Genomic DNA, 23,810 nt, shown 5'->3' with positions numbered 1-23,810 from the left:
AATCATGTCAGCAAAAATTATGATTACAGGTGCAAATGGTCAATTAGGAAAAGAATTAAGTCAATTACTCAATGAAAAAGGTCTTGCTTTTGTAGGAACTGATTCTAAAGAAATGGATATTACAGATGCACAAATGGTCAATCAGAAAGTCATGGCATTACAACCAACAGTTATTTTTCACTGTGCAGCTTATACCGCAGTAGATAAAGCAGAGGATGAGGGGAAAGAAGCCAATTATCAAGTGAATGTAGTTGGTACTGAGAATGTTGCCAAAGCTGCTGAAAAAGTAGGCGCTACTTTAATTTATATTAGTACAGATTATGTTTTTGATGGCACCAATCAATCAGAATATTTAGAAGACAATCAAGCAAATCCTCAAAATGAATATGGCCGTGCAAAATATGAAGGTGAACTGGCTGTCGCTAAATATTGCAGTCAGCATTATATTGTCAGAACTTCTTGGGTCTTTGGTGAATTTGGTGGAAACTTTGTCTACACCATGTTGCGCTTGGCAGAAACAATGCCAGTTATTAGTGTGGTAGCAGATCAGTTTGGTCGACCAACTTGGACAAGAAGCTTAGCAGAATTTATTGTTTACCTGTGGGATCAAAAGAGTGCATATGGTATTTATCATTTTTCAAATGATGAAAGTTGTTCATGGTATGAATTTGCTAAAGAAATTTTACAGGATAAAAATGTCGAAGTAAAAGCAATTGAATCTTCAGATTTTCCTCAAAAAGCTAAACGCCCACAATACTCAGTAATGAATTTAGAAAAAGCAAAAAAAACTGGGTATAAAATAATCAATTGGCAAGAGGCTTTAGCACAATTTAAACAGGGAATCATTAAAAAATCTTAAAATTTAAGGTTGAGTTTCTTTAAACTATGTAATAAAATAAGGTTATTGCCTAAAAAAGGAGAGATGAAATGGCTAAAAAAAATAATTTATTCAAGAATTTGACACTTAAAACAATCATAGCTGCAACGGTTATTAGTCCGCTAGCTAGTAGTTTATTAACACATCAAGTGTTAGCTGAAACAACTGAGAACATAGACAAATTAGATAAAGATGCTGTTATTCAAAATGAGGTTCCATCAACTGACATCAAAGAAGAGGTCACAGAAGAAGAGACAGAAACAACTGTCGTACCCGATTTCCCTGTAGAGGAAGAGGCAACAACTCCCCTTCAAGAAGAAAATCAGGCACCAATTGGTGGACCACCTGTCAAGATTGAGCCAGAAAAAACAGCAGAAAATACTTATGATCAAGAAGCAAATTTACAATTAGTGATTGATTCTTTACAAAATCAACCAAATCTGATGTTTAGAAGTGTGAGTTCACAGCAACAATTTATTAATAAAATTGCAGGACATGCACAACAAAATGCTAAAAAATATAACTTATATGCATCCGTTATGATTGCGCAAGCAATCGTAGAAAGCTTCTGGGGTGGAAGTAAGTTATCTCTTGCACCGCATAATAACCTATTTGGTATCAAAGGTTCTTATAATGGACAATCTTCTTATTTCTGGACAAAAGAGTGGGAAAATGGGCAATATATCGATGTTTATGCTGCTTTTAGAAAATACCCATCTTATTTAGAATCTTTAGAGGATAATGCACAATTACTTCGTTATGGGATTAATGGTGCACCTGCCTTTTATAATGGAACATGGATTGAAAATACAACTAGTTATAGAGATGCGACACAATGGTTACAAGGAAGATATGCGACTTCACCAGTTTATGCCAATACATTAAATAGCATTATTGCAACCTATAATTTGACACAATATGATAATGGCACGATTAATCATGCTGTTCAAAGTAATGTGGCAACAGATTTTGGCGCAAAGATTTCACCAAACGCTGAAATTTTTCATATGTCTGCTAATGGTGGGCTGCTGACTAAAGTAAATGGAAGTGTTGTCAGCAAAGTAGCGCCTTATAATTATCGTGTGACATTAGGTCGTAAAGCAACAACCACCACAGGACAAGTTTACTATTTAGTACTTGTCAATAATGTAGGTTATTGTTGGATAGAAGGTAAGTATTTAACCATTTCTCAAACGGTTACTAAGACAGAAAAACTAAATGCTAATGCGATTATTACAAAAAATAGTAGTCGATTTGGTATGACAAATGGGAAGTATATAGATCCGTTGCAGAGTAATTGGTCAACGCTCCAATACCAAAAAGTTAAATTAACACAAGCTGCTACAACTGCTAATGGAAAGAAATATTATTTAGCAGTCAACTATAAGACAGGTGTAGGAATGGCTTGGATTCCTGCTGAGAATGTTTCTTTATCTGAAACAATCGTTAAAACAGAAAAAGTGAATTCTAATGCAATGATTCATACAAATGCAAATAGATATGGTCTATATGGTAAAGATATGGATATTATTAGAAGTAATTGGTCTTCATTTGTCAATCAAAAAGTCAAAGTGAGCACAATTGCTACTAGTAGCAGTGGCAAACAATTCTATTTGGTCAATAACTATAAAACGGGTGTAGGAATGGCATGGATTCCAGCAGAAAATATTCTTTTAACTGAAACTGTTGTAGAGACTAAAGCAATGAATGAAGTCGGTGTCATTACAGCTGCTGGGAATAAATATGGCTTATATGACACAAGTTTGGATCCTTTAGGAAGCAATTGGTCAAGCTATGTCAATCAAAAAGTTAAAATAGCAAGTGTTGCAACCACTGCAACTGGTAAAAAATATTATCTTTTACGCAACTATAGTAACAATACAGGAATTGCTTGGATTCCAGCTGGAAATGTAGCGATTTCAGATCGTGTAACAAGCACGAAAAGTATTGATACAGTAGCGTTATTGAAGAAGAATGGCAACAAATATGGTCTATATGGTAAAGATATGGACGTATTAACAGGCAATTGGTCAGCTTATTTAAATAAACAAGTCAAAGTATCAAGTGTTGCTAAAACAGCAAATGGAAAAGAGTATTATCTTGTAAAAGATTACAATACAAATGTTGGAATTGCTTGGATTGCTGCGGATGCTTTAGAATTACCAGAAGAAATTGTAAAGAAAGAAACTGTTAATTTTGAAGGTATTATTAAAACTGATTCTGCTCGTTATGGTGCGACAAGCTCTCATATTGATGTAATCAATAGCACATGGACAAGTATGCTTGGTAGTCGCGTAAAAATGACACAGATGATTACAACGAATAAAGGTAATCAATATTACTTACTAATTAACTATACTACTAATACAGGAATGGCATGGATTCCTGTAGAGAATGTCTCAGTATCTTATGCAGTTACTGGCGTGAGCTCTGTTAATCTAGAAGGTGTAATCACTAAAGATACGAAGCGTTATGGTCTTTATGATAAATCAATGGATGAGTTACCAAGTACTTGGACACAGTTCCTAAATAAAAAAGTGAAACTATCTTCAGTTGCGACAACAAAAGATGGTCAAAAATTCTATTTAGTAAAAAATTATGATACAGGCGTAGGAATGGCATGGATTCCGGCTACTAATGTGTCTGTTAAGTAATGATTATTTGAGCTTGATCAATGGATACAGCAATTGTATCCTTGATCAGCTTTTTTATTTTTATAAAGTAAAAAAGGCTGTTCATTTTCTAGTATAACTAGAAAATGAACAGCCTTTTTAAATACCTACTTATCTACAAAAATAATAGAAACAGGAATTGTTGTATCAGACAATAAAACAATTTGTTCATGAAGCCATTTAGAAGTAGTAAGATGTTTTTGAACCAAGATATAAACTTGATCAATTGCCTTAATAGAGAGAGGCGAAACCTCTTTAATCGCAATATCAGCTTGAGCTGTTTCTTTAATCGTATTGATCCAGGTGCTTTCAGTTTCGGAAATAACCAGATCACGTTCAGAATCAGCATTTAATAGCATATTGATTTTTTTAGAACTAACTTGATTATTTTCAAAAGTTAAATCAATTAACTCCATCGGTTGATCCTTGAAAAGAGGATAGATATAGCTCGTACCATGGATTTTTTTATCAGTAGTGTCTCTGACAAAAGCAAGAATAAAGCCAAGAATTAATCCGATGCCAATCCCATATAAGATATTTGTTGTTAGTTGACTGTCTTTCTTGACAATAGGTTTTTTAGAAGCAGTCGCTGCCTCAAATAAATTGTTATCTGTAGAAGTATAGTAAGCTTTAACAGGCAATTCTAAAGATGGATCACTAGGTTGAGATAAGTAATACATATTTTTTTGACTAAAATACTCACTATTTTTATTCACTAATAAGTTATAGTAATAATTAATCGCGGTTTTGACATTTTCTTCAGAAGTATTTCTAATAATTAAATAAATGGTTTCTCCTGACTCACCATTTGTAAAAAGATTCATTGTATAGTTTAAATCCTTTTGATCAAGTGTAAAGCCAGCTTCATTTAATTCTTTTAGGTTACGTTCAGTTGTAAGTGCAGACTTCATTGTGCTGATGCTCATCATATTGTTTCCATTGATAGGATTCTCAGCGATAAAAGTAAAGTAAGAGTAATATTGATCGACCTTTGCTTTTTCTTCTGTATTAGTGGGCTCATCTTTCGTAGTTGATGAAAAATGCATCACACCAGCAAAAACAATTGCTGTGATAACAGTTGTTAAGAGTAAAATCCATTTACGTCTTGCAAAAAAGTTCATTAAATTCTTCATTTCAATTTTAAAAGTCATCTTCTCATTCCATTCTTATGTTATTTTTTTATACATCCAGAACATGATAGGGTAGATTAATTGGAAGCTAAATCCAGAGAATATCATCATATTACTGAATAGATTGAATACTGTAATCGTACAAATAATTGAAAGGGCAATAATAGTTGTTGTATGCATCTTTTTCATTAAATAAGAGTAGAAAAAGACAAAACCAACAAAATAGAAGTAAATTAAAAATATACCTGTATAACCTAATGTTTTATAAGCAGATGAGAAAAAAGTAGAGACATTAAATACTGGAGAAACAAGCTCATCTTCAGGTATTTTGATATCTTTAGCTTCTACAATTCTCTTGCCTACAAAGTCAGGCAGTACGCTTTCCGTAAAGAAAGCTGTCATATTGTAATTTGGCGTAGTTTCTTGAACAATGTTCTGAAAATTAGCTAATGGTGTAGCTACATATAGATAACCCCAAAAGAAAGGCTTAGGAATACTAGATTTTTTGAAATCAGATGTTGCTTTTCCTGTTTCCATAATAAAAAGGCTACTTGTAACATCTTCTTTAGTTTCTTCAGGAGGTGCAGAGCGAATATTTCCAAAAATACCAAAGCCATAAAAGAATAGTACAATAATAACGAGCAAACCAATGATATATTTTAAAGCAATTGTAACAGTTTTTTTATAATAGATAAAAAGGAAACACATGGTAATCACATTCATGATAAAGCCACCACGATTAAAGAGCATCATTGGATAGGATACAAAGAAAATAGACATAAAAAGCTGCGAGATTTTTTTTGTATCTAAAAATTTTTGCCAAAATAGTAGTCCTACAAAGGATACAAAAGTAAGGACAAATACATGGAAAGTAGGAATACCTTCAAAATCTGAATAATTATATCCATCTTTAAGAATGAGAATGTTGATAATTGGGATGGCCTTTTCATATGCAAATTCTGCTAGCATAGATAGTGTTGCAATAATGGCCCAAGGTGTTAAGCTCATTTTAAAGTTTGTATCATCAAAAGTTCCTGGTGGGAATATTTTGTTATACAATTTTGAAAAGAATAATAAACTAATCAAGATGAAGCCGAAAAACCACCATAAGTTTCCTGAAAACGATGGAGCCAAGCTTGACCAACTTAGGCTATAAACAGCTGTTGTTAGCAAGATGATGATAAAAAATAATGAGAATGGATTAAAGATAATTTTTTTATTCATTAGGGTCTCCTTTCATTGATTATTTGAGTATAAATGAACAGATTAGCCATAATTAAAGGCTGTATGATTTAAACTTTTGACATATTGCCAATAATAGATTGATAGTGAGGATAACGCCCTTTATTTTCATTTTGATTCAAGTAGTAAATCGCATAGGATAGAGAACTAATCGCTAAACAGATGACTAACCAGCCATAAATTGGTTGAACAATGCCATTAATGAGAACTGCACCATGAACCATAAACATTAAAGCAATCGCCGTTTTTCCTTTTTTTAAGACAAGGACTAATGGGCTAAAGAGAATACCAAAAGCAAAAATAGTACCAATCAATCCAAAAGGTAATAAATATTGTAAGACAACATTATGAGGACTTTGCTCTTTTTGTTGTTTTGTGACAATCTGATTTTTACCTGTTCCTAATAGAAAGGTTTGCAGATTTTCAAAAATCTCATTTTTAGCGATTTGATTCCAATCTTTACGTTGGTTATTACTAACTTCTATTGTATAGTCAGTTTTTTTATCTTTTTTAACATATTGTTTACTAGTTTCACTAAATTGTCTAAAAGAAATCATTTCTTTAAATGAAACCTTTGCTTGACTAGGTAGTACTTTATTCATTGTACTAATTGGAATAGAGACAGATCGCTCGACTTCATTTAATTGAAGAGAGCTTCCAAGACATAATAGGATGATAAAAGGTACTAAACTACTAAAGAATAAGATACCGAAATAACTGAAAAATGCTTTAACATTTCTTTTTTGAATAAATAAAAGAATGGATAGAAAACTGATTAATAAGGCCAATACAAATCCAGACCTTGACCCTGCTAGTAATAGCGGTGGGATAGTTAGTAGATATAAACCAATCAAAGCAATTTTTATTTTGATATTGCTATTTAAAATAAAATACCACAATAATGGAATAATCATGAGCGTAAAGGTTACATATACAACACTATTTGACAGGATAGGCCCTCTTCCACGAATAAAGCCTTTTCCAAATAAAATAATGAAATATTGGCCAACTGTAGTAGTCAGTAAGGCTAAAATAAATCCAATGATGATACTTAAAGGGTTTACTTTGAAGTAATCTAGTGTAAGCATGATTAAAGCTGTTTCTATTACCACACGTGCTAAGTAAAAGCTGCCAGTATTCATATTACCTGTGACAATTCGATAAGCTGTCATTCCAACAAATAAGAGACCAAAAATCATCATACAAGTAAAGAAAATTTTTGAAAGTAATGAAGCATTCATAATCTTTCTACGAAATAGTAGCTGAATAAAGACTGGATAAAAAGCAATCCCAACAATAACGATTTCAATAATTTGTAGTGTAGCAGTTCCTGAAGTTGCAAAAGAAGTTGCTAAAAAATTAACCGTTTCCTGAGAAAATAAGACTAGAGCAGGAATCATTAAACAAATGATCAAATCAATTTTTCTTAAATTTTTTTCCATAAATATACATAAGCTCCCTTGAAATTTCTATTATAATTGATGCTAGAGTAAAAAGTTGTACTTCTAGCTATTTAGTCCTTTTTCTAAGCACTGTCAAAATGAGAGCGTTTAAATTTTAGGTTCATTACCAATAAAAAAATAGCTATAGCAACAGTTCTCATTTTACCGCGAAATAGCTAAATTATCAATTTTTTTCGAGATATCTTTGAGATTTAAAAGATTCTTAAGGCTTTTTGGTGTATAATAAACAGGGTAAATATATGAGGGATAGGATGATAAATAAGTGGTAAAAATTATTGTAAATGATATTGCAGCATCAAAAGATTCTGGTGGCGCATTTTCTATCTTACAGGAATTTTATGAAGCAGTAAGATTATATGGTGCTGATCATGAATGGGTCTTTATGCTAGCCGATTCCTATTTTGAAGAAACTGAAAATATTAAAATTGAGTCTTTTCCAGAAATTAAGAGTAGTTGGATGAAAAGATTTTTCTTTGACTTTTTTTATGGACATAAAGTAGTAGAAGCATATCAGGGAGATCTTTATTTTTCCTTACAAAATATGGGCTTGCGCAAACTTAATATGAAGCAGATTGTTTATCTGCAACAGTTATTACCTTTTCAACAAGAAAAGAATTTTTCATTTTTTAAAAAGGATGAAAGAAAGCTGGCGATTTATCAAAAAGTTATTGGTAGACTCACACGCTACTCTTTAAAATATGTGTCTGAGATTTTTGTTCAAACTAATTACTTTAAAGGCTTACTTGGAAAAAAAGTCAATCCTAAAATGAAGATACATGTTGTTCCACCTAATATTAAAATGGAGTTGGGCGTTACTAAAAATGACGGGAAACAAAACAATCAGTTCTTTTTCCCAGCAGCCCAATATATTTATAAAAATCATGAGACTTTATTTGAAGCGAGTCGTTCTATTGTTGAGCAAGGGGAAGAAAATTTCACAGTTGTGACAACGCTTGAAGTGTCACAACAATTAGATCAAAATAAGATTCCACAGTTGAAATATCTAGGGCTGATTTCAAGAGAGCAAGTATTTGAATATTATCAGCATTCTATTTTAGTTTTTCCTTCTTATATTGAAACTTTTGGGCTCCCTTTAGCTGAAGCGAAGCTTTTTGAAAGTATTGTTTTAGCAGCTGACACACCTTTTGCAAGAGAAGTCTTAAAGGACTATGAAAATGCTTATTTCTTTGATACATTCAATCATCAGCAATTAGCCGATTTGATGATAAAATGCATCAATGGAGAGATTGTTAAAAAAGAGGTAGGCACAACAGTAGAAGTATCAGAAGAGGATTCTTGGCAAGAGGTTATTGCAACCTTAACGCATGAATCGTAATGAAGTCAGGAGACAGATGGAATGAAATTGAAATTAAAACAAATGATCAATGGCATAATTGCATTTATCCTATGGCCATTTAGTCGAAGCTTAAAGAAAAAAAAGATCCTATTGGTTGGTGGGCATGAAGGACAATTATTTTTAGATAATGGTCAAGCTTTTTACCGCTACCTAACAAAAGAACATCCTGAATATACAACCTATTTTGTGTTGAATCAGCAAAGTAAAGATTATGGTAAAGTACCGCATGTCATTACAAGAGGGAGCATCCGTAATTATTTATATTTTTTATGTGCTGAAGGCGTGTTTTACAGCCATTCATGTTCGGATGTGGCGCCAATTTGGCACCGTTACTATAAAAATCAAAAAACCAGTAAAATTTTCATTGAGCATGGGATTACTGGCTTAAAAAAATCTAAGCTAGGGAATACTTCAATTGCAACAGCGCCAAAAGCTGATTTATGGGTATCTGCTTGTGAATTCGATAAACAGATTAAGGTCAATGAATGGGGCTTACCAGCTGATAAAGTTGCAGTAACTGGCTTACCAAGATATGATGCGCTCGTTCCGCAAAAAAATTATCGTAAAGAAATTGTTTATATGCCAACCTGGCGTGAGTGGTTAGCAGATTTGGATGATGCTGCTTTCCAACAAAGTGATTTTTATCAAGATTTAAAGCAATTAACGGAGAATAGTGAGTTGCTGACACTGCTTGAAGAAACAGGTTATCAATTGAAGATATATATTCATTTTTATTTCCATAAATTTTTGCAGAATTTTACCTTTAAAAGTGAGCTTATTCAATTTTTACCAGTTGAAACCAATGTGCAAGATTATCTGATTAATAGTGCGATTATGATGACTGATTACTCTAGTGTTGCTTGGGATTTCTTTTATATGGATAAACCTGTCTTATTTTATCAACCAGATTTAGACACTTATTTAACCGAGCGCGGTGCTTATCTTGATTTAAAGCATGACTTATTTGGTCCAAGTGCTTATTCTCAATTAGAACTAACTGAGCAGTTACGTTCTATTATTTTCAATAAAGAGCATATTATTAAAAAATATTTACCGCTTAAGGAAAGCTACTTTACCTACTTTGACACCAATAACTGTGAACGGGTATTTCAACATTTTAAAATGAATAAAAAGGATGTTTAAGTAAGATGAAAATTATTAAGAACTATCTCTATAATGTGTCCTATCAATTGATGGCAATGTTGCTACCTTTGGTTACAACACCCTATGTTGTTCGCGTGTTAGGTGCTGCTGGGTCTGGACAATATGAGTATTCAGTTTCGATTAACCAATATTTTAGTTTATTTGCCTTATTAGGTGTCTTATTATATGGCAACCGAGAAATTGCTAGAAGTACCAAATTGAAAGATCGAACAGAACGCTTTACTGAAATTTATATTTTTCAATTTTTGACAGCACTAACTTCTTTGATTGTTTATTTATTATTTGTCACATTCTTTGTCAAAGAAAACCAGATGCTTTTCTACATTTTATCTCTTAATATTGTGGCCAATATGGTTGATATTTCTTGGTTCTTTATGGGATTAGAGCTGTTTAAAAAGACGGTTTCAAGAAATATGATGACAAAAATTATTGGGACGATTTGTATTTTTGTTTTTGTTAAAGAAAAATCAGATTTGGGCTTATATGCATTTATTTTAGCGGCTTCAATGTTACTTGGACAGCTGGTTATGTGGACACAAGTTGCTCAAGAATTAGATTGGCAAAATATGAAATCTATTGTTGCAAAGACAATCAAAGAGAAAAGGTTTTTAAGACATATTTCAGGTTTGCTTGTTTTATTTATCCCACAATTGGCGATTCAAATTTTTACATCTGTAGATAAAATTATTCTTGGTCAAGTTTCAACCAATGCTGAAGTTGGGTTTTATAGTAATGCCAATAAAATTGCACGGATGTTAATGACCATTGCCACTTCTCTTGGTTTGGTTATGCTTCCACGAATGTCTAAAGAAATTGCATTAGGAAATACCGAAAAGGTAGATTGGTATTTAGCTAAGTCCATGAGCTTTATGACCTTTGTTTCCATTCCTTTAATGTTTGGGATTGCAGGTATTAGCCGGACATTTGTGCCAATCTTTTTTGGACAAGAGTTTATGAAAGTTGTCATTCTGCTCCCAATTATGTCCATTATTATTTTTACAATTTCAGCGAATAATGTGATGGGAACACAATATATGATTCCTATGGGGAAGAATAGAGAATATACAATTAGTGTTATTTTAGCTGCTATTGTCAGTATTAGTGCCAATGTATTCTTTGTTGTATTCTTAAATTTAGAGTCTTTAGGTTCAGCGATTTCCTCTGTCTTGGCTGAAATAACCTTAGTTACTGCCTTTGCCTTTTTTATTAAAGATAAGATGCATTTATTTTTAACAAAAGAAGTGCTGAAATCTTTTATTGCAGGGTTTGTGATGTGTGCTGTTGTCTATATGATTTCTCTTTTTGCAACGCCTTCAATCAAATTATTGGCTTTTGAGATTGCTGTTGGGGCACTGATTTATGCCCTCCTAATGATTTTACTTAAAAGTAAAGTGCTTGGTGAAATGCTCTCCTTAGTTGGAGGAATGAGAAAGCGTAAGCAAAAAAATGATTAAGCAGCAGAATAGGTGAAAAAATGATACCATTCCAATAGAACATTATCTGAAGATATTCTTTTATAAGAGGAATTGGGTTCAGATAGTGTTCTTTTATTTTAACTGAATCGTACTTTCTTATTTTAGGTAACAAGGCTTGCTAAAATGATTCTCTATTTATGGTCAGATATAAATGAAGATTTATTGGATTCGATATACTAATTTTGAGGAAAGAATGATATACTAGGAGAGATACAAATTTATCATAATGTTAAAATAAAAGCTGTTTGAAAATGATGGTGATAGCTGGATTTTTTAGATATGTTTTTAGTACATAAGACTAAGTAGGATGATTGAAAGAACCAAGAAAAACTATTTTGAAGAAAATCATTCAGATAATGAAAGGAAATATTCATGAAGAAGATTACAATTTGTTCACCAATGTACAATGAAGCAGAAAATATTGTGCAATTTTATGATGAAGTTTCAAAGATTTTAGCAAAAATTTCTGATAAGTATGACTATGAATTTTTATTTATAAATGATGGTAGTTTAGATGAATCATTGAATATCGTTGAAGCATTACGTGAAAAGGATGCCCGCGTAAATTTTGTTGATTTATCAAGAAACTATGGCAAAGAAATTGCGATGGCAGCTGGTTTTGACTATGCCACAGGAGATGCTATGATCATTATGGATACTGATTTACAACATCCACCAGCGATTATATTAGAGATGATTAAAGAATGGGAAAATGGGTACCAAGATGTTTATGGTAAAAGAAGAGAACGCCCAGGTGAGTCCTGGTTAAAGAGAAAAACGTCTAGCTATTACTATAAAATACTGCAAAAATTTTCTAATGTCCCTGTCCTTCCAGGTGTTGGTGATTTTAGACTATTAGATAGGGTTTGCATTGAGGGAATCAAGAAGCTTAGAGAGAGCCAAAGATATACTAAAGGCATGTATATGTGGGTAGGCTATCGAAAAAAAGAAGTATTATTTGATGCTGAGGAGCGTTTTGCTGGCGAAACCAAATGGAAATGGTCAAGTCTAATTAATTTGGCAATTGATGGGATTACCTCTAATACAATTATGCCCTTAAGAATTACTTCATTTGTTGGCGCTGTAATTTCAATTATCTCCTTTTTCTATATGATTTATATTTTTTGTTCTACCTTATTCTTTGGAATTAGTGGAAGTGGTTTTCCAACCTTAATTATTACCATTCTTTTCTTAGGTGGCTTACAGTTGCTTTTCCTTGGTATTATTGGAGAATATATTGGGAAGATTTTTATTGAGGTAAAAAGGAGACCCATTTATTTAATCCAAAAATATAGTGGAGAGAAAGATTTTGAAAAAACAGGTGATCCAGATGAAACTTAAAAAGTTATGCTTTAAATTGCCTTTTATGACTGAAAAAATTTACAGTCTGATGATGTATATTTTCATGGGAGGCATTACAACCGTGATTAATATTGCTTCTTTTTGGTTTTTCGCAAGTTATCTCAATATTGATTACCGCATCTCTAACTTTTTTGCTTGGTTCCTTTCTGTTGTATTTGCTTATATATCCAATAGAATTTATGTCTTTGAAAGTCAGAATAAAGGACTAAAACTAATTTTTAAAGAGGTTGTATCCTTTGTATCCTTTAGAATTTTATCTTTCTTAATTGATTTAGGTGTATTAATTTTATTAGTAGATATGCTATCAGTCAATGAATTATGGGCTAAAGTTTTTACCAATGTGATTGTCTTGGTTTTAAACTATGTCTTTAGCAAATTCTTTATTTTTAGTCAGCATGAAGAAAAAAGTGTGAATTGAACAAAAGAAATATAGGTAGGTGGATAGGATGTCATTAGTGACAAAATTAAAAGAAAAAAAAGCGGTACTGATAATGATTGCGCTATTTGCTGCAATGGGCTGTTTAGTCATTATGTCTACTGATGACTGGTTTTGGGGAGGAACTGGAGGCTCGTACTTATTACGACATAACTTCTTTGACTCAAGCTTAGATTCAGCCAATGCCATTGCAAATGGACGGTATTTTGGGAATATTATTGAGGTATTCACAACGAAGCGACTTATTTTTAGAGTACTGATGTATGCGGTGTTTGGCACATCTTTAGTGGTCTTACTTAAAAAGCTAGTTGGTGGAAGTGAGAAGCTCTATTTAGCTATTTTCTTTTTACTTATTTTACTACCAAAGGATAAAATCCAACAGGTATTTTTTTGGAATGCTGGTTTCTCAAATTATGTACCATCAATCGTTTTGGTTCTGTTAATATTTTATTTGTTTAAACAATACCATTTATTTGAGCAAAAAAAATTAACGGCGCCTCTTTTGATTGGTATGTTTGTACTTAGTTTTGCTGCACAGCTTTTTTTAGAAAACTTAACGGTTTATAATGTTTTACTTGGTTTCTTTTTATTCATTGTTTCATTTAAGAAAAGTAGAAAGTTTTTAAATTATGGATTGATTCATTTGCTAGGTGCAATTTCAGGCTTAGTTGTGATGTTTACACATCCTTCGTATCAGTATATTTTTAGTAATAATGATACTTATCGAAGTGTTCCAGCAGGAACGGACTCAAATATTATTGTTAGAATGCTACAGACTTATATTGATGCAATCAATGATTTATTATTGATGGACAATATTTGGTTGAATATTATTTTAAGTGGTCTCTGTATTCTATTGATTTTAAAAGCTAAAAAACATGATAAGTTTGGCAAAGGAATCATTGTATTTTATGCTTTTTCTATTGGTTATTTTATTTTAAATAAATATTTTGCTCAGGTTGTTTTTTTAGGATCAGTAAAATTACCTTTATTAAACTTTTTTGTTTCAACAACCTGGATTTTACTATTGCTCGTCATTATTATGAGATATGTTGACAATCGTAAAACCAGCGGGCGCTTATCATTTTATTTGATTTCAGCCTTTGTGATTGCTGGTCCATTCTTATTAATTACACCTTACCCAGCTAGAAGCTTCTTTACAAGCTATATCTTTTTTGTCTTAATTATTTTAGAATTATTACAAGAAGTACTAAGAAATCATCAAGAATTACAACAGGATGTAACAGTGTGGGCAAGGATAGGGACCCTACTCTTTACTTTGATTACAGTTACTGCTTTGGTGTCAATGAGCGCAAATCGCTACATCTATTCTCGTAACTTGAGCCATATCCAAGCAGTGGATCAATCAGGAGGGGGAGTTGTCCAAATGGACGCCTTACCTTTTGTCTATTATTATAAGGACTTTAACCCTAATAATAACCCAGATCTGTTTAAGGATTATTATAAAATATCAAATGAATTGCATTATATCTATCGAGCTAAATAAAATTATTTTTGGGCTAAAAAAGGTTCAGCTTAATCCTAACGATTAAGCTGAACCTTTTAAATTTATTTACGCCAAGTAAATTGATTGATAATTTTTGTATAACTTTGAATAATCTTAACAATTTTAACCGATACATTTGTATCTTGATAATCTGGTGCAAGAACAACTTCTTCTTTGTTTTTAGCCATTTCAATCGCTAATTCAATCGCTTGCTCAACATCTTCAGCTTTGATACCAGCTACCACGACACTGCCCTTATCTAAGACTTCTGGACGCTCAGTAGAAGTTCTAAGTAGCACACCAGTAAATCCTAGCATGGCACTTTCTTCAGAAAGCGTACCACTATCAGAAAGCACACATAATGCATTTTTTTGTAATTGATTATAGTCAAGGAAGCCAAATGGTTTCAATACTTTGACTAATGGATGAAACTCAAAATTACGACTTTCAATATATTTCATACTTCTTGGATGTGTTGAATAAATTAAAGGAACTTGGTAGGTTTCAGCAATTTTATTCAATGATTCCATTAATGAAATAAAGTTTTCTTCATGATCAATATTTTCTTCACGATGAGCTGAAACAATCATATATTTTCCAGATTCTAATGATAACTCATCTAAAATCTTGCTTTGATTAATACCATCCATATGATCTCTTAAGACTTCTTGAATAGGAGAGCCTGTTACATAGATATGCTCTTTTTTAAAGCCTTCAGATAAAAGATATCTTCTTGAATGCTCGGTATAAGGTAAGTTAATATCACTAATATGATCCACAATCTTACGATTAATTTCTTCAGGAACATTCTGATCAAAACATCTATTTCCAGCTTCCATATGGAAAATTGGAATTTTTAAGCGTTTTGCACTAATTGCTGAGAGCGCAGAGTTTGTATCACCTAAAACTAATAAAGCATCAGGTGCTTCTTTCGTCATGACCTCAAAAGACTTCGCAATAATATTGCCCATTGTATCGCCTAATGTTGTGCCAACACTTTCTAAGAAATAATCTGGTTGACGTAAACCTAAATCATCAAAGAAAACTTGATTTAAGGTGTAGTCCCAGTTTTGTCCAGTGTGTACAAGAACATGGTCAAAATATTTATCACAAGCTTTAATGGTTGATGATAAACGAATAATTTCAGGTCTTGTACCAATAATCGTCATTAATTTTAATTTTTTCAAAGTTTATACCTCCACATAGTAAGTATCTGGATGATTAGGATCAAACATCTCGCACGCCCAGAATAGTGTAATCATATCTTCATCACCAGTATTTGTAATGCTATGAGTGTAGCCTGCTGGAATATCAACAACCTCAAGCTGATCACCAGAAACAGGGTAGACAAGAATGTCATTATCAAAAATACGTCTGAATTTAATTTCACCCGTTCCTTTAATCACTAAGAATTTTTCTACCTTTGTATGATGCCAATGATTTCCTCGAGTAATTCCTGGTTTAGTCGTTGAAATAAAGATTTGGCCGTTGTCCTCAGATTTGATAAATTCTGCTAACCAACCACGATCATCTACATTTTGCTTTAGGAAATAAGAGAAGTTATCATCTGCTAAATAAGAAAGATAAGTTGCATATAAAGCGCGATCAAATGTTGATTTCAAAGATGGCATCACCAATGTTTGGCGATTATCGTTAAAGGCTGTAATCTTTTTAGCTAGCTCTCCAACTGTAATGGTGTAATCAACTGATACAACTGCAAATTTATCTTCTAACTCAGGCGTATTTTTCATCGTTTCCACAAAAGTTGCAACCACATCATCAACATAAGAGAGGGGAATTTCAGCATCAGGATTGTTAATTGTAATTGGCAAATCTCTTGAAATGTTATAACAGAAGGTCGCAACAACACTATTGTAATTAGGACGACTCCATTTACCAAATAAATTTTTCAATCTAAATACATAGCTCTTTACTTGATTGCGTTCAGCATAAGCAAAAACAGCATCCTCAGCTTGACGTTTACTTTGACCATAAGGATTCTCTAAAGCTGCTTGAATAGAAGAAGAGAGCACGATTGGAACACAGCGCTGATTTTTTTCTAATAATTGAATCAATTGTGCTGTTAAATCTGCATTGCCATCAAAAAATTCTTGTTCATTTTTTGGACGATTCACACCCGCTAAATGAAAAACAAAATCACAGGTTTTAGTCATTTGTTCTAATTCATCGATTGTATTTTCTTTATTATAAGTTTGAATATTTTGAAAGCCTTCATTCTGCAATTGAGCAACTAAATTTCTTCCTAAAAAACCATTTGAACCAGTCACAAGAATATTCATTAGGCTAGCCCCCAAGCAACAAGTTCTTTTTGAATATAGTCAAGTTTTAATAAGACTTCAATTAATTCATCCTTGCTTAAGCGAGCAGTATTATTAGAGTTATATTCATCAATTAAAGCCGCTTCAGTATTGCCTTCTTCATAGAATTTACCATAATTTAAATCACGTTTATCAGAAGGGACACGATAAAAATCGCCCATATCCACAGCTTGTGCTGCTTCTTCGGTTGTTAATAAGGTTTCATAGAGTTTTTCACCATGTCTAATGCCAATCACTTCAACAGGAATATTGGTTTTAAAAATTTCTTGTAAAGCAGCTACCAAAGTATCAATGGTTGCAGCTGGTGCTTTTTGAACCATGATATCGCCTTGTTCCGCATGATTAAATGCAAACAAAACAAGATCAACTGCTTCTTCTAAGCTCATCATAAAGCGCGTCATTGAACCCTCTGTAACAGTAATTGGGTTTCCTGTTTTTAACTGATGAATAAACAATGGAATGACACTACCACGAGAAGCCATTACATTCCCATAACGTGTCCCACAAATTAATGTTTTTTCAGGATCAATATTTCTTGATTTCGCAACAAAGACTTTCTCCATCATTGCTTTTGAAGTGCCCATTGCATTAATCGGGTAAGCCGCTTTATCTGTTGAAAGACAAATGACTTTTTTGACACCACATTCAATAGCTGCAGTTAAGACATTGTCTGTTCCTAAAACATTGGTTTTCACAGCTTCCATTGGGAAAAACTCACAAGATGGTACTTGCTTAAGTGCTGCTGAATGGAAGACAAAGTCTACGCCGGCCATCGCTGGACGAATACTATTAATATCACGAACGTCCCCAATGAAAAATTTTAATTTACTATTCATATATTTTTTACGCATATCATCTTGTTTCTTTTCATCACGTGAAAAAATACGAATTTCTGCAATATCACTCTCTAAAAAGCGATTTAAAACGGCATTACCAAATGATCCAGTTCCTCCCGTAATTAATAAAGTCTTGCCAGTGAAAATACTATTGTTCATTGTTTGAACGCTCCTTTTTTAATACATCTAATGATTCTAATTCTTGCAAAGTTTTATCAATAAATTGTGCTTCTGTAAAATGTGACTCATAGTAAGCTCTAGCATTTTTACCAAAAGCCAGTTGCTCTTGATGTGTTAGATTCATAAAATCAACCATGGCTTGTGCTAAAGCTTCAGCTTGACTCGCTGGAACGCAAATACCACAATTCGCATCATGAATAATCACTTTAGCATCACCATCAATTGCAGCAATAATGGGTTTACCCGCAACCATATAGCCTTGAAGCTTAGCTGGAATGGTTAACCCAATTTTATTTTGATTCTTAAGTGTTAATAGACAAGCATCAGCATCTTGATAGTACTCATGCATTTTTTCAGCAGGCTGTCTGCCGTGAAAGATCACTCTATCATTTAAAGATAATTGATCAGCCAGCTTTTCGCAGTCTGCCAAAGCCGAACCATTACCAACAATATCCACTTTTAAAGAGAAGGCTGGATCAACCTTAGATACTGCTAACAGAATGGTTTCAACATCTTGGACATACCCAATATTCCCAGTAAAAACAAACCTAGTTTCTGCCCGCTCCTGTTCCTGGATAGCAAGGCTAGAATCATTGGCATATTGTGGGATATAATCCATTTTTTCATAAGGAACCTGGTTCACAGTATGCAAGTATTCCATAAATGATTGTGAACTGACCGCAATTCGATGTGATTTGCGATAAAGATAGCGACTGATTTTATGAATCAGTGAATAAATAAAGGTTCCTTCTTTTAACCTCATTGCTTTAACCGATTCAGGCCAAATATCAAGACAGTAGAGTAAAATAGGAATCTTTCTTTTCTTAGCAGCAATTAAAGCTGGATAAGCCATTGTGACTGGTGAAAGTTGATAAACATAAATAACATCGAAATGTTCCCTATTTAGGAGTGCCCAAATACTTCCAAAAAATGTAAATGAAAAATAATTTAATGAGCGGAAAATAGGACCTTTTCGACGTGTAATAGTTCGAACCCTACGAATATTTACATGATTCCAAACTTCTTTTCTATTTTTAAACAGCTTATACCGAGAACTTAACTTCCCTGTAGTATAGCCTCCTAATCCTGTTAACACGGTAACCTCGTGTCCTCTTAAGGTAAATTCTTTCACAACATCATTTATCTTAAAATTATCAGGATAGAAATTTTGACTAACAACTAATATTTTCATGAAATAAGACCCCATAACATTATATATAGCATGTGTTTCTATCGAGTAGAATGAATTATTCAACTAATTAGCATTATACCGTTTTTTGAGCAAATAATCTATACTAATCTTTCATGTCTCCTGTTCGTTGGTTCAGGAAAAACAAATCCTGTTACAGTAGGATTTATGTTATGAGATTAAAATGAAGATTTAATATTAAGCAAGATGTGTCTAGAAATAATGATAAAGTCTGATTTTTTTAGATATATGCTAAGTTTAAACGGCGATTCTGTTTAAAATATTATTTTTAAGTTTTTTTTAGAAAGATAATCATGTTCCATGGTATAATAGGCGGGAGTATTTTTTGAAGACGAGGTGTACAGAATGGAGAAAACTGTTTCGATTATTATTCCTGTTTATAATGGTGCAGATACGATTGAACGTGCAATTGAATCTTGCTTACAACAAACTTATGCAGCAATCGAAGTCATTGTCATAGATAATCAATCAACGGATGAAACCCAAAAAGTGGTAACTGGAATCCAAGATAAGCGTGTCAGATATATTCGACTTGAAGAGAAGGGTCGTTCTTTGGCGAGGAATACAGGATTAGCGGCTGCAACAGGTGAATATTTACAGTTTTTAGATGCGGATGATACTTTATTTTCACATAAAATTTTAGATAGTGTCACTTTTTTAGAACAACATTTAGACTATGATGCGTATTGTCATGGTATTTTATATTTATCAGATGAAAGCGGAGAAACCTTAAAGGAGATTTTTCCTAAGTATTGTTTTGAAAATGAACTGTTGGCACATAATATTTTCCCCATTCACTCTTTGGTGTTTAGAGCAAAGGTCGCGGCTACTTTTACCTTAGGAATGGAATATTGTGAGGATTGGTTATTTTGGGTGGATGCTTTATTAAAGAAAAAAATCTACTTTAACACGACTGAAATTGCAGGAACTGTATTTGTTCATGGCAACAATACCATGTCACAAACTACTTTAATGAGTGAATATGAATTGTATGTGCAGCAGTGTTTGAAGGAAAAGCACTCGGAGCGAAGTTTAGCTTTATTGAAAAACGAAGTGACACTTCTCATTATCCATTACTTTAATCCTGCGAAAGAACCACAAACAATTGAAGCCATCAAGAAACATTCAAGATGGACTTATCTAGCTGTACAATGTCTATGTCATCTGCCAATTATCAAAGGCAAACTAAAACAGAGAATTGCTGCGCTTCATCAAAAAAATGTTTACACTGAAGGAGAAGTAAAATCATGACCCAACCAGCTGTTTATTTTATCGTTTTAAATTATAATAATGCATCAGACACAATCGACTGTGTTCGTAGTATAGAAGCTTTAAATTATACAAACTATCAGATTGTTTTGGTAGACAATCTATCAAAGGATGATTCAGCAAAAGTGCTACAGGAGCATTTTCCACAGTATCCATTTATTCAAACAGGAGAAAATCAAGGCTATGCCGCTGGAAATAATGTAGGTATTGACTATGCAATGAATCAAGGGGCAGCATATATCTGTATTTTAAATAATGATGTCTTAGTCGCACCAGATTTTTTAGATATTCTCGTTGATTATGCAGAAACGCATGGAAAAGTCGGGGTTTTAGGGCCAAGAATTTGTACCTATGAGGATGCACAAGTATTAGAGTCAGCTGGTTCAGTTGTTAATTTTAATAAAGGACAAGTAACACGCCTTTATCATCAGGCAAAGGAAGAAGCAGTTGCTGGCAAAGTCATTCCTTGTGATTATGTTGGTGGTGCCTGTATGCTCTTAAAAACGGATGTGATTCGTGAAGTAGGCATGATTCCTGAAAATTATTTTCTATTTTATGAAGAAAATGAATGGTGTGTCACCATTAAAAAGGCCGGGTATGATATTTTTTGTGTAGCTGATGCAAAAGTTATTCATAAAGGCTCTGCTTCTATTAATAAAGTATCTGGTTTGTCTGAATACTTTATGTACCGCAATTTGATTGTTTTTATGAAGCGTAATGGGACCTTGAAAAATCGTCTTATTTTTTATCCATATATTTTACTATTTGCCATTAAAAGTGGCTTTACAAAGAAAAATGGTTGGCGCTTTATGGGGTATTTTAAAGATGGAATAACTGGAGCCAATAAATATACAGGAAAGCTGTAAGTTAAGAAGCGGAGGAAATGTAGCATGATCGATACAATTTATCAGGATGATAGCTGGGCATTACACACAGATCTTTACCAAATAAATATGATGCAAACTTACTGGGAATTGGGGAAAGCAGATTTAAATAGTGTTTTTGAAGTTTACTTTCGTAAAAATCCATTTGAAAATGGTTATGCTATTTTTGCTGGATTAGAACGGATTGTGCGTTATATGGAACAACTTCATTTTACAGAATCAGATATTGCTTATTTAAGAGAAGTTCAACAATATCCGGAACCCTTTTTAAAGTATTTGAAAGACTTTAAATTTACTGGGACGATTCGTTCCATGAAGGAAGGAGAAGTGGTTTTTAATAATGAGCCATTAATCCAAGTTGAAGCACCTCTTGCTCAAGCGCAATTGATTGAAACAGCATTATTAAATATAGTCAATTACCAAACCCTAATTGCCACTAAAGCAGCAAGAGTGAAATTTGTTGTACAGGATGATCCCATTTTAGAGTTTGGTACACGTAGAGCACAAGAGATGGATGCAGCCATTTGGGGAACTAGAGCAGCTTATATTGGTGGATTTGATGCAACAAGTAATGTACGCGCTAGTAAAAAATTTGGTATTCCTGTCAGTGGGACCCATGCGCATTCACTTGTTCAGGTTTACCGCAATGATTATGAAGCCTTTAAAGCTTATGCCCAAACACATCAAGATTGTGTCTTTTTAGTGGATACCTATGATACCTTAAAATCTGGAATTCCTAGTGCCATTCGAGTTGCGAATGAAATGAAAGATCAAATTAATTTTCTTGGTATTCGCATTGATAGTGGGGATATGGCCTACATTTCTAAACGAGCGAGACAGCAATTAGATGAAGCTGGTTATCCAGATGTGAAAATCTATGCTTCTAATGACCTAGATGAAAAAACCATTTTAAACTTAAAAATGCAAGGTGCCAAAATTGATGTTTGGGGAGTCGGAACGAAACTTATTACAGCCTATGATCAACCTGCATTAGGTGCGGTTTATAAACTTGTTTCTATTGAAAATGAACAAGGTGAAATGATGGATAGCATTAAGCTTTCTGGAAATGCAGAAAAAGTATCGACACCAGGCAAAAAACAAGTATGGCGTATTACAAGTGCTGATGATGGTAAATCTGAAGGGGATTATATTACACTTTGGGGTGAGCGACCAGATTTACAGGACGAACTTTATATGTTTCATCCAGTCCATACGTATATTAATAAAACGGTTAAAAACTATCTGGCAGAACCATTGTTAACAACAATTTATGAAAATGGCAAATTAGTTTATGACTTACCAACCTTAAAAGCAATCAAGTCCTATTCTGGGCAACGATTGCATGATTTATGGGAAGAATATAAGCGTAACTTGAACCCAGAACCATACCCAGTAGATTTATCTGAAGAGTGTTGGAAGCATAAAATGAAAAATATTGAAGATATTAGAAAGCAAATAAAGTAAGAAACTGTACGGAAAATTAAAAAAAGAGGGATGAGCAATGCGTAAACTACAAAAACAAATTATCCAAGAACTATGCGTCTTACCTGAGATTCATCCACAGGAAGAAATTCGTAAAAGTATTGATTTTTTGAAATCTTATTTGTTACATTATCCATTTCTTAAAACCTATGTTTTAGGTATTAGTGGTGGACAGGATTCAACTTTAGTTGGTAGATTAGCACAGATGGCGATTACGGAGTTAAGAAATGAAACTGGGGACCAAAGTTATCAATTTGTTGCTGTTCGTTTACCTTATGGGGAACAAGCAGATGAACAAGATGCCATGGATGCTATTGAATTTATTCAATCAGATCAACTATTACCAGTAAATATTAAAGCAGCAGTAGATGCATCTTATGAAAGTGTCACAAAGCTAGGACTTGAAGTATCTGATTTTGTGAAAGGAAATATCAAAGCAAGAGAACGAATGATTGCACAATACACCATTGCTGGAGCACTTCAGGGTGTTGTCTTAGGAACGGATCATGCAGCAGAAGCTGTGACTGGATTCTATACAAAATTTGGCGATGGTGGGACAGATGTTAATCCTATTTTCAGATTAAATAAAAGACAAGGTAGAGCACTTTTAAAAGCGCTAAATGCACCTAAACATTTGTATTTAAAAGTACCAACTGCTGATTTAGAAGAAGAGAAACCTGGATTAGCAGATGAAGTAGCACTAGGTGTCACTTATGACAATATTGATGATTATTTAGAAGGTAAAGAAGTAGCCGAAGAAATCGCTGAAAAAATTGAAAATTGGTATTTAAAAACACAGCATAAACGACATTTACCAATTACTATTTTTGATGATTTTTGGCAACAATAATGCATGAACCTAATGATTTGCTATCCCACTAGGTTACGATTAAAAATGACCTGTTATTCTTGGTATTGATAGGCT

Annotated in this window: 19 protein-coding genes; 12 read left to right on the top strand and 7 right to left on the bottom strand. The window is 33.1% G+C overall.

The features are described 5' to 3' along the window. The first annotated feature begins 4 nt into the window (after window positions 1–4). Together rfbD and BMW29_RS02850 are read left to right on the top strand one after the other, a co-directional pair. Window positions 5–859, top strand: coding sequence for a dTDP-4-dehydrorhamnose reductase (rfbD, locus tag BMW29_RS02855; RefSeq protein ID WP_092650104.1), 855 nt, complete (start codon window positions 5–7; stop codon window positions 857–859). Window positions 860–927: 68 nt separating this feature from the next. After that, window positions 928–3,531, top strand: a complete 2,604-nt coding sequence (locus BMW29_RS02850) for a glucosaminidase domain-containing protein (RefSeq protein WP_245706212.1) — start codon at window positions 928–930, stop codon at window positions 3,529–3,531. A 125-nt stretch (window positions 3,532–3,656) separates the two neighbouring features. On the opposite strand, the gene BMW29_RS02845 is transcribed toward BMW29_RS02850, so the two are convergent. From BMW29_RS02845 to BMW29_RS02835, 3 genes are all read right to left on the bottom strand, one after another. Continuing rightward, the gene (locus BMW29_RS02845) at window positions 3,657–4,700 is read right to left on the bottom strand and encodes a YveK family protein (protein ID WP_092650102.1); all 1,044 of its coding nucleotides are present in this window, start codon (window positions 4,698–4,700) and stop codon (window positions 3,657–3,659) included. A 15-nt stretch (window positions 4,701–4,715) separates the two neighbouring features. Next, entirely contained in the window at window positions 4,716–5,903 is a 1,188-nt protein-coding gene (locus BMW29_RS02840) for an oligosaccharide repeat unit polymerase (RefSeq protein ID WP_092650100.1), read from the bottom strand. A 68-nt stretch (window positions 5,904–5,971) separates the two neighbouring features. Next, a complete protein-coding gene (locus tag BMW29_RS02835) occupies window positions 5,972–7,363 on the bottom strand; it encodes an O-antigen ligase family protein (RefSeq protein WP_092650098.1) in 1,392 nt (463 codons plus the stop codon). Between the two features lie 283 nt (window positions 7,364–7,646). On the opposite strand from BMW29_RS02835, the gene BMW29_RS02830 reads away from it, so the two are divergent. The 6 genes from BMW29_RS02830 to BMW29_RS02805 all read left to right on the top strand — a co-directional run bounded on the left by BMW29_RS02830 (window position 7,647) and on the right by BMW29_RS02805 (window position 14,685). Next, a complete protein-coding gene (locus tag BMW29_RS02830; RefSeq protein ID WP_092650096.1) occupies window positions 7,647–8,720 on the top strand; it encodes a glycosyltransferase in 1,074 nt (357 codons plus the stop codon). Between the two features lie 21 nt (window positions 8,721–8,741). Then, window positions 8,742–9,884: a CDP-glycerol glycerophosphotransferase family protein gene (locus BMW29_RS02825; protein ID WP_092650094.1), complete on the top strand. Its 1,143-nt coding sequence runs from the start codon at window positions 8,742–8,744 to the stop codon at window positions 9,882–9,884. A gap of 5 nt (window positions 9,885–9,889) precedes the next feature. After that, the gene (locus BMW29_RS02820; protein WP_092650092.1) at window positions 9,890–11,359 is read left to right on the top strand and encodes an oligosaccharide flippase family protein; all 1,470 of its coding nucleotides are present in this window, start codon (window positions 9,890–9,892) and stop codon (window positions 11,357–11,359) included. A 393-nt stretch (window positions 11,360–11,752) separates the two neighbouring features. Beyond that, the gene (locus BMW29_RS02815) at window positions 11,753–12,721 is read left to right on the top strand and encodes a glycosyltransferase family 2 protein (protein WP_092650090.1); all 969 of its coding nucleotides are present in this window, start codon (window positions 11,753–11,755) and stop codon (window positions 12,719–12,721) included. Continuing rightward, window positions 12,711–13,160, top strand: a complete 450-nt coding sequence (locus BMW29_RS02810; RefSeq protein ID WP_092650088.1) for a GtrA family protein — start codon at window positions 12,711–12,713, stop codon at window positions 13,158–13,160. Before BMW29_RS02815 ends, BMW29_RS02810 begins: the two co-directional genes overlap by 11 nt. 28 nt (window positions 13,161–13,188) lie before the next feature. Then, window positions 13,189–14,685: a DUF6056 family protein gene (locus BMW29_RS02805; protein WP_092650086.1), complete on the top strand. Its 1,497-nt coding sequence runs from the start codon at window positions 13,189–13,191 to the stop codon at window positions 14,683–14,685. A gap of 62 nt (window positions 14,686–14,747) precedes the next feature. Here the strand turns inward: BMW29_RS02805 and wecB are convergent, their stop codons facing one another. The 4 genes from wecB to BMW29_RS02785 are packed head-to-tail and all read right to left on the bottom strand — an operon-like array spanning window position 14,748 to window position 19,232. Then, window positions 14,748–15,872: a non-hydrolyzing UDP-N-acetylglucosamine 2-epimerase gene (wecB, locus tag BMW29_RS02800; protein WP_092650084.1), complete on the bottom strand. Its 1,125-nt coding sequence runs from the start codon at window positions 15,870–15,872 to the stop codon at window positions 14,748–14,750. A gap of 3 nt (window positions 15,873–15,875) precedes the next feature. Continuing rightward, entirely contained in the window at window positions 15,876–16,985 is a 1,110-nt protein-coding gene (locus tag BMW29_RS02795) for a polysaccharide biosynthesis C-terminal domain-containing protein (protein WP_092650082.1), read from the bottom strand. Next, on the bottom strand, window positions 16,985–18,007 hold the full coding sequence (locus tag BMW29_RS02790) for a polysaccharide biosynthesis protein (protein ID WP_092650346.1): 1,023 nt from the start codon (window positions 18,005–18,007) through the stop codon (window positions 16,985–16,987). The genes BMW29_RS02795 and BMW29_RS02790 overlap by 1 nt, the downstream gene beginning before the upstream one ends. 1 nt (window position 18,008) lies before the next feature. Beyond that, complete coding sequence (locus BMW29_RS02785; RefSeq protein WP_177165654.1) at window positions 18,009–19,232, bottom strand: glycosyltransferase family 4 protein; 1,224 nt, start codon at window positions 19,230–19,232, stop codon at window positions 18,009–18,011. A 363-nt stretch (window positions 19,233–19,595) separates the two neighbouring features. Here BMW29_RS02785 and BMW29_RS02780 point away from each other — a divergent pair, with 363 nt between their 5' ends. The 4 genes from BMW29_RS02780 to nadE are packed head-to-tail and all read left to right on the top strand — an operon-like array spanning window position 19,596 to window position 23,735. Then, window positions 19,596–20,501, top strand: a complete 906-nt coding sequence (locus BMW29_RS02780; protein ID WP_092650078.1) for a glycosyltransferase family 2 protein — start codon at window positions 19,596–19,598, stop codon at window positions 20,499–20,501. Beyond that, on the top strand, window positions 20,498–21,385 hold the full coding sequence (locus BMW29_RS02775; protein ID WP_092650076.1) for a glycosyltransferase family 2 protein: 888 nt from the start codon (window positions 20,498–20,500) through the stop codon (window positions 21,383–21,385). The genes BMW29_RS02780 and BMW29_RS02775 overlap by 4 nt, the downstream gene beginning before the upstream one ends. A 27-nt stretch (window positions 21,386–21,412) precedes the next feature. Next, the gene (locus BMW29_RS02770; RefSeq protein ID WP_092650344.1) at window positions 21,413–22,867 is read left to right on the top strand and encodes a nicotinate phosphoribosyltransferase; all 1,455 of its coding nucleotides are present in this window, start codon (window positions 21,413–21,415) and stop codon (window positions 22,865–22,867) included. 37 nt (window positions 22,868–22,904) lie between these two features. Beyond that, window positions 22,905–23,735 (top strand): ammonia-dependent NAD(+) synthetase, encoded by an 831-nt coding sequence (gene nadE, locus BMW29_RS02765; protein WP_092650074.1) that lies wholly within the window; start codon window positions 22,905–22,907, stop codon window positions 23,733–23,735. The last annotated feature ends 75 nt before the right edge of the window (window positions 23,736–23,810 follow it).

This window comes from Isobaculum melis (assembly GCF_900111355.1).
GTDB lineage: Bacteria > Bacillota > Bacilli > Lactobacillales > Carnobacteriaceae > Isobaculum > Isobaculum melis.
The sequence above is the reverse complement of the archived record's forward strand: the minus strand, read 5'-3'. Positions and strand labels throughout refer to the sequence as shown.

What these genes read in the sequence shown, in the direction of transcription:
- rfbD (WP_092650104.1), top strand. Translation starts at nt 5, where the DNA reads ATGTCAGCAAAAATTATGATTACAGGTGCAAATGGTCAATTAGGAAAA.
- BMW29_RS02850 (WP_245706212.1), top strand. Translation starts at nt 928, where the DNA reads ATGGCTAAAAAAAATAATTTATTCAAGAATTTGACACTTAAAACAATC.
- BMW29_RS02845 (WP_092650102.1), bottom strand. Translation starts at nt 4,700, where the DNA reads ATGACTTTTAAAATTGAAATGAAGAATTTAATGAACTTTTTTGCAAGA.
- BMW29_RS02840 (WP_092650100.1), bottom strand. Translation starts at nt 5,903, where the DNA reads ATGAATAAAAAAATTATCTTTAATCCATTCTCATTATTTTTTATCATC.
- BMW29_RS02835 (WP_092650098.1), bottom strand. Translation starts at nt 7,363, where the DNA reads ATGGAAAAAAATTTAAGAAAAATTGATTTGATCATTTGTTTAATGATT.
- BMW29_RS02825 (WP_092650094.1), top strand. Translation starts at nt 8,742, where the DNA reads ATGAAATTGAAATTAAAACAAATGATCAATGGCATAATTGCATTTATC.
- BMW29_RS02820 (WP_092650092.1), top strand. Translation starts at nt 9,890, where the DNA reads ATGAAAATTATTAAGAACTATCTCTATAATGTGTCCTATCAATTGATG.
- BMW29_RS02815 (WP_092650090.1), top strand. Translation starts at nt 11,753, where the DNA reads ATGAAGAAGATTACAATTTGTTCACCAATGTACAATGAAGCAGAAAAT.
- BMW29_RS02810 (WP_092650088.1), top strand. Translation starts at nt 12,711, where the DNA reads ATGAAACTTAAAAAGTTATGCTTTAAATTGCCTTTTATGACTGAAAAA.
- BMW29_RS02805 (WP_092650086.1), top strand. Translation starts at nt 13,189, where the DNA reads ATGTCATTAGTGACAAAATTAAAAGAAAAAAAAGCGGTACTGATAATG.
- BMW29_RS02795 (WP_092650082.1), bottom strand. Translation starts at nt 16,985, where the DNA reads ATGAATATTCTTGTGACTGGTTCAAATGGTTTTTTAGGAAGAAATTTA.
- BMW29_RS02785 (WP_177165654.1), bottom strand. Translation starts at nt 19,232, where the DNA reads ATGAAAATATTAGTTGTTAGTCAAAATTTCTATCCTGATAATTTTAAG.
- BMW29_RS02780 (WP_092650078.1), top strand. Translation starts at nt 19,596, where the DNA reads ATGGAGAAAACTGTTTCGATTATTATTCCTGTTTATAATGGTGCAGAT.
- BMW29_RS02775 (WP_092650076.1), top strand. Translation starts at nt 20,498, where the DNA reads ATGACCCAACCAGCTGTTTATTTTATCGTTTTAAATTATAATAATGCA.
- nadE (WP_092650074.1), top strand. Translation starts at nt 22,905, where the DNA reads ATGCGTAAACTACAAAAACAAATTATCCAAGAACTATGCGTCTTACCT.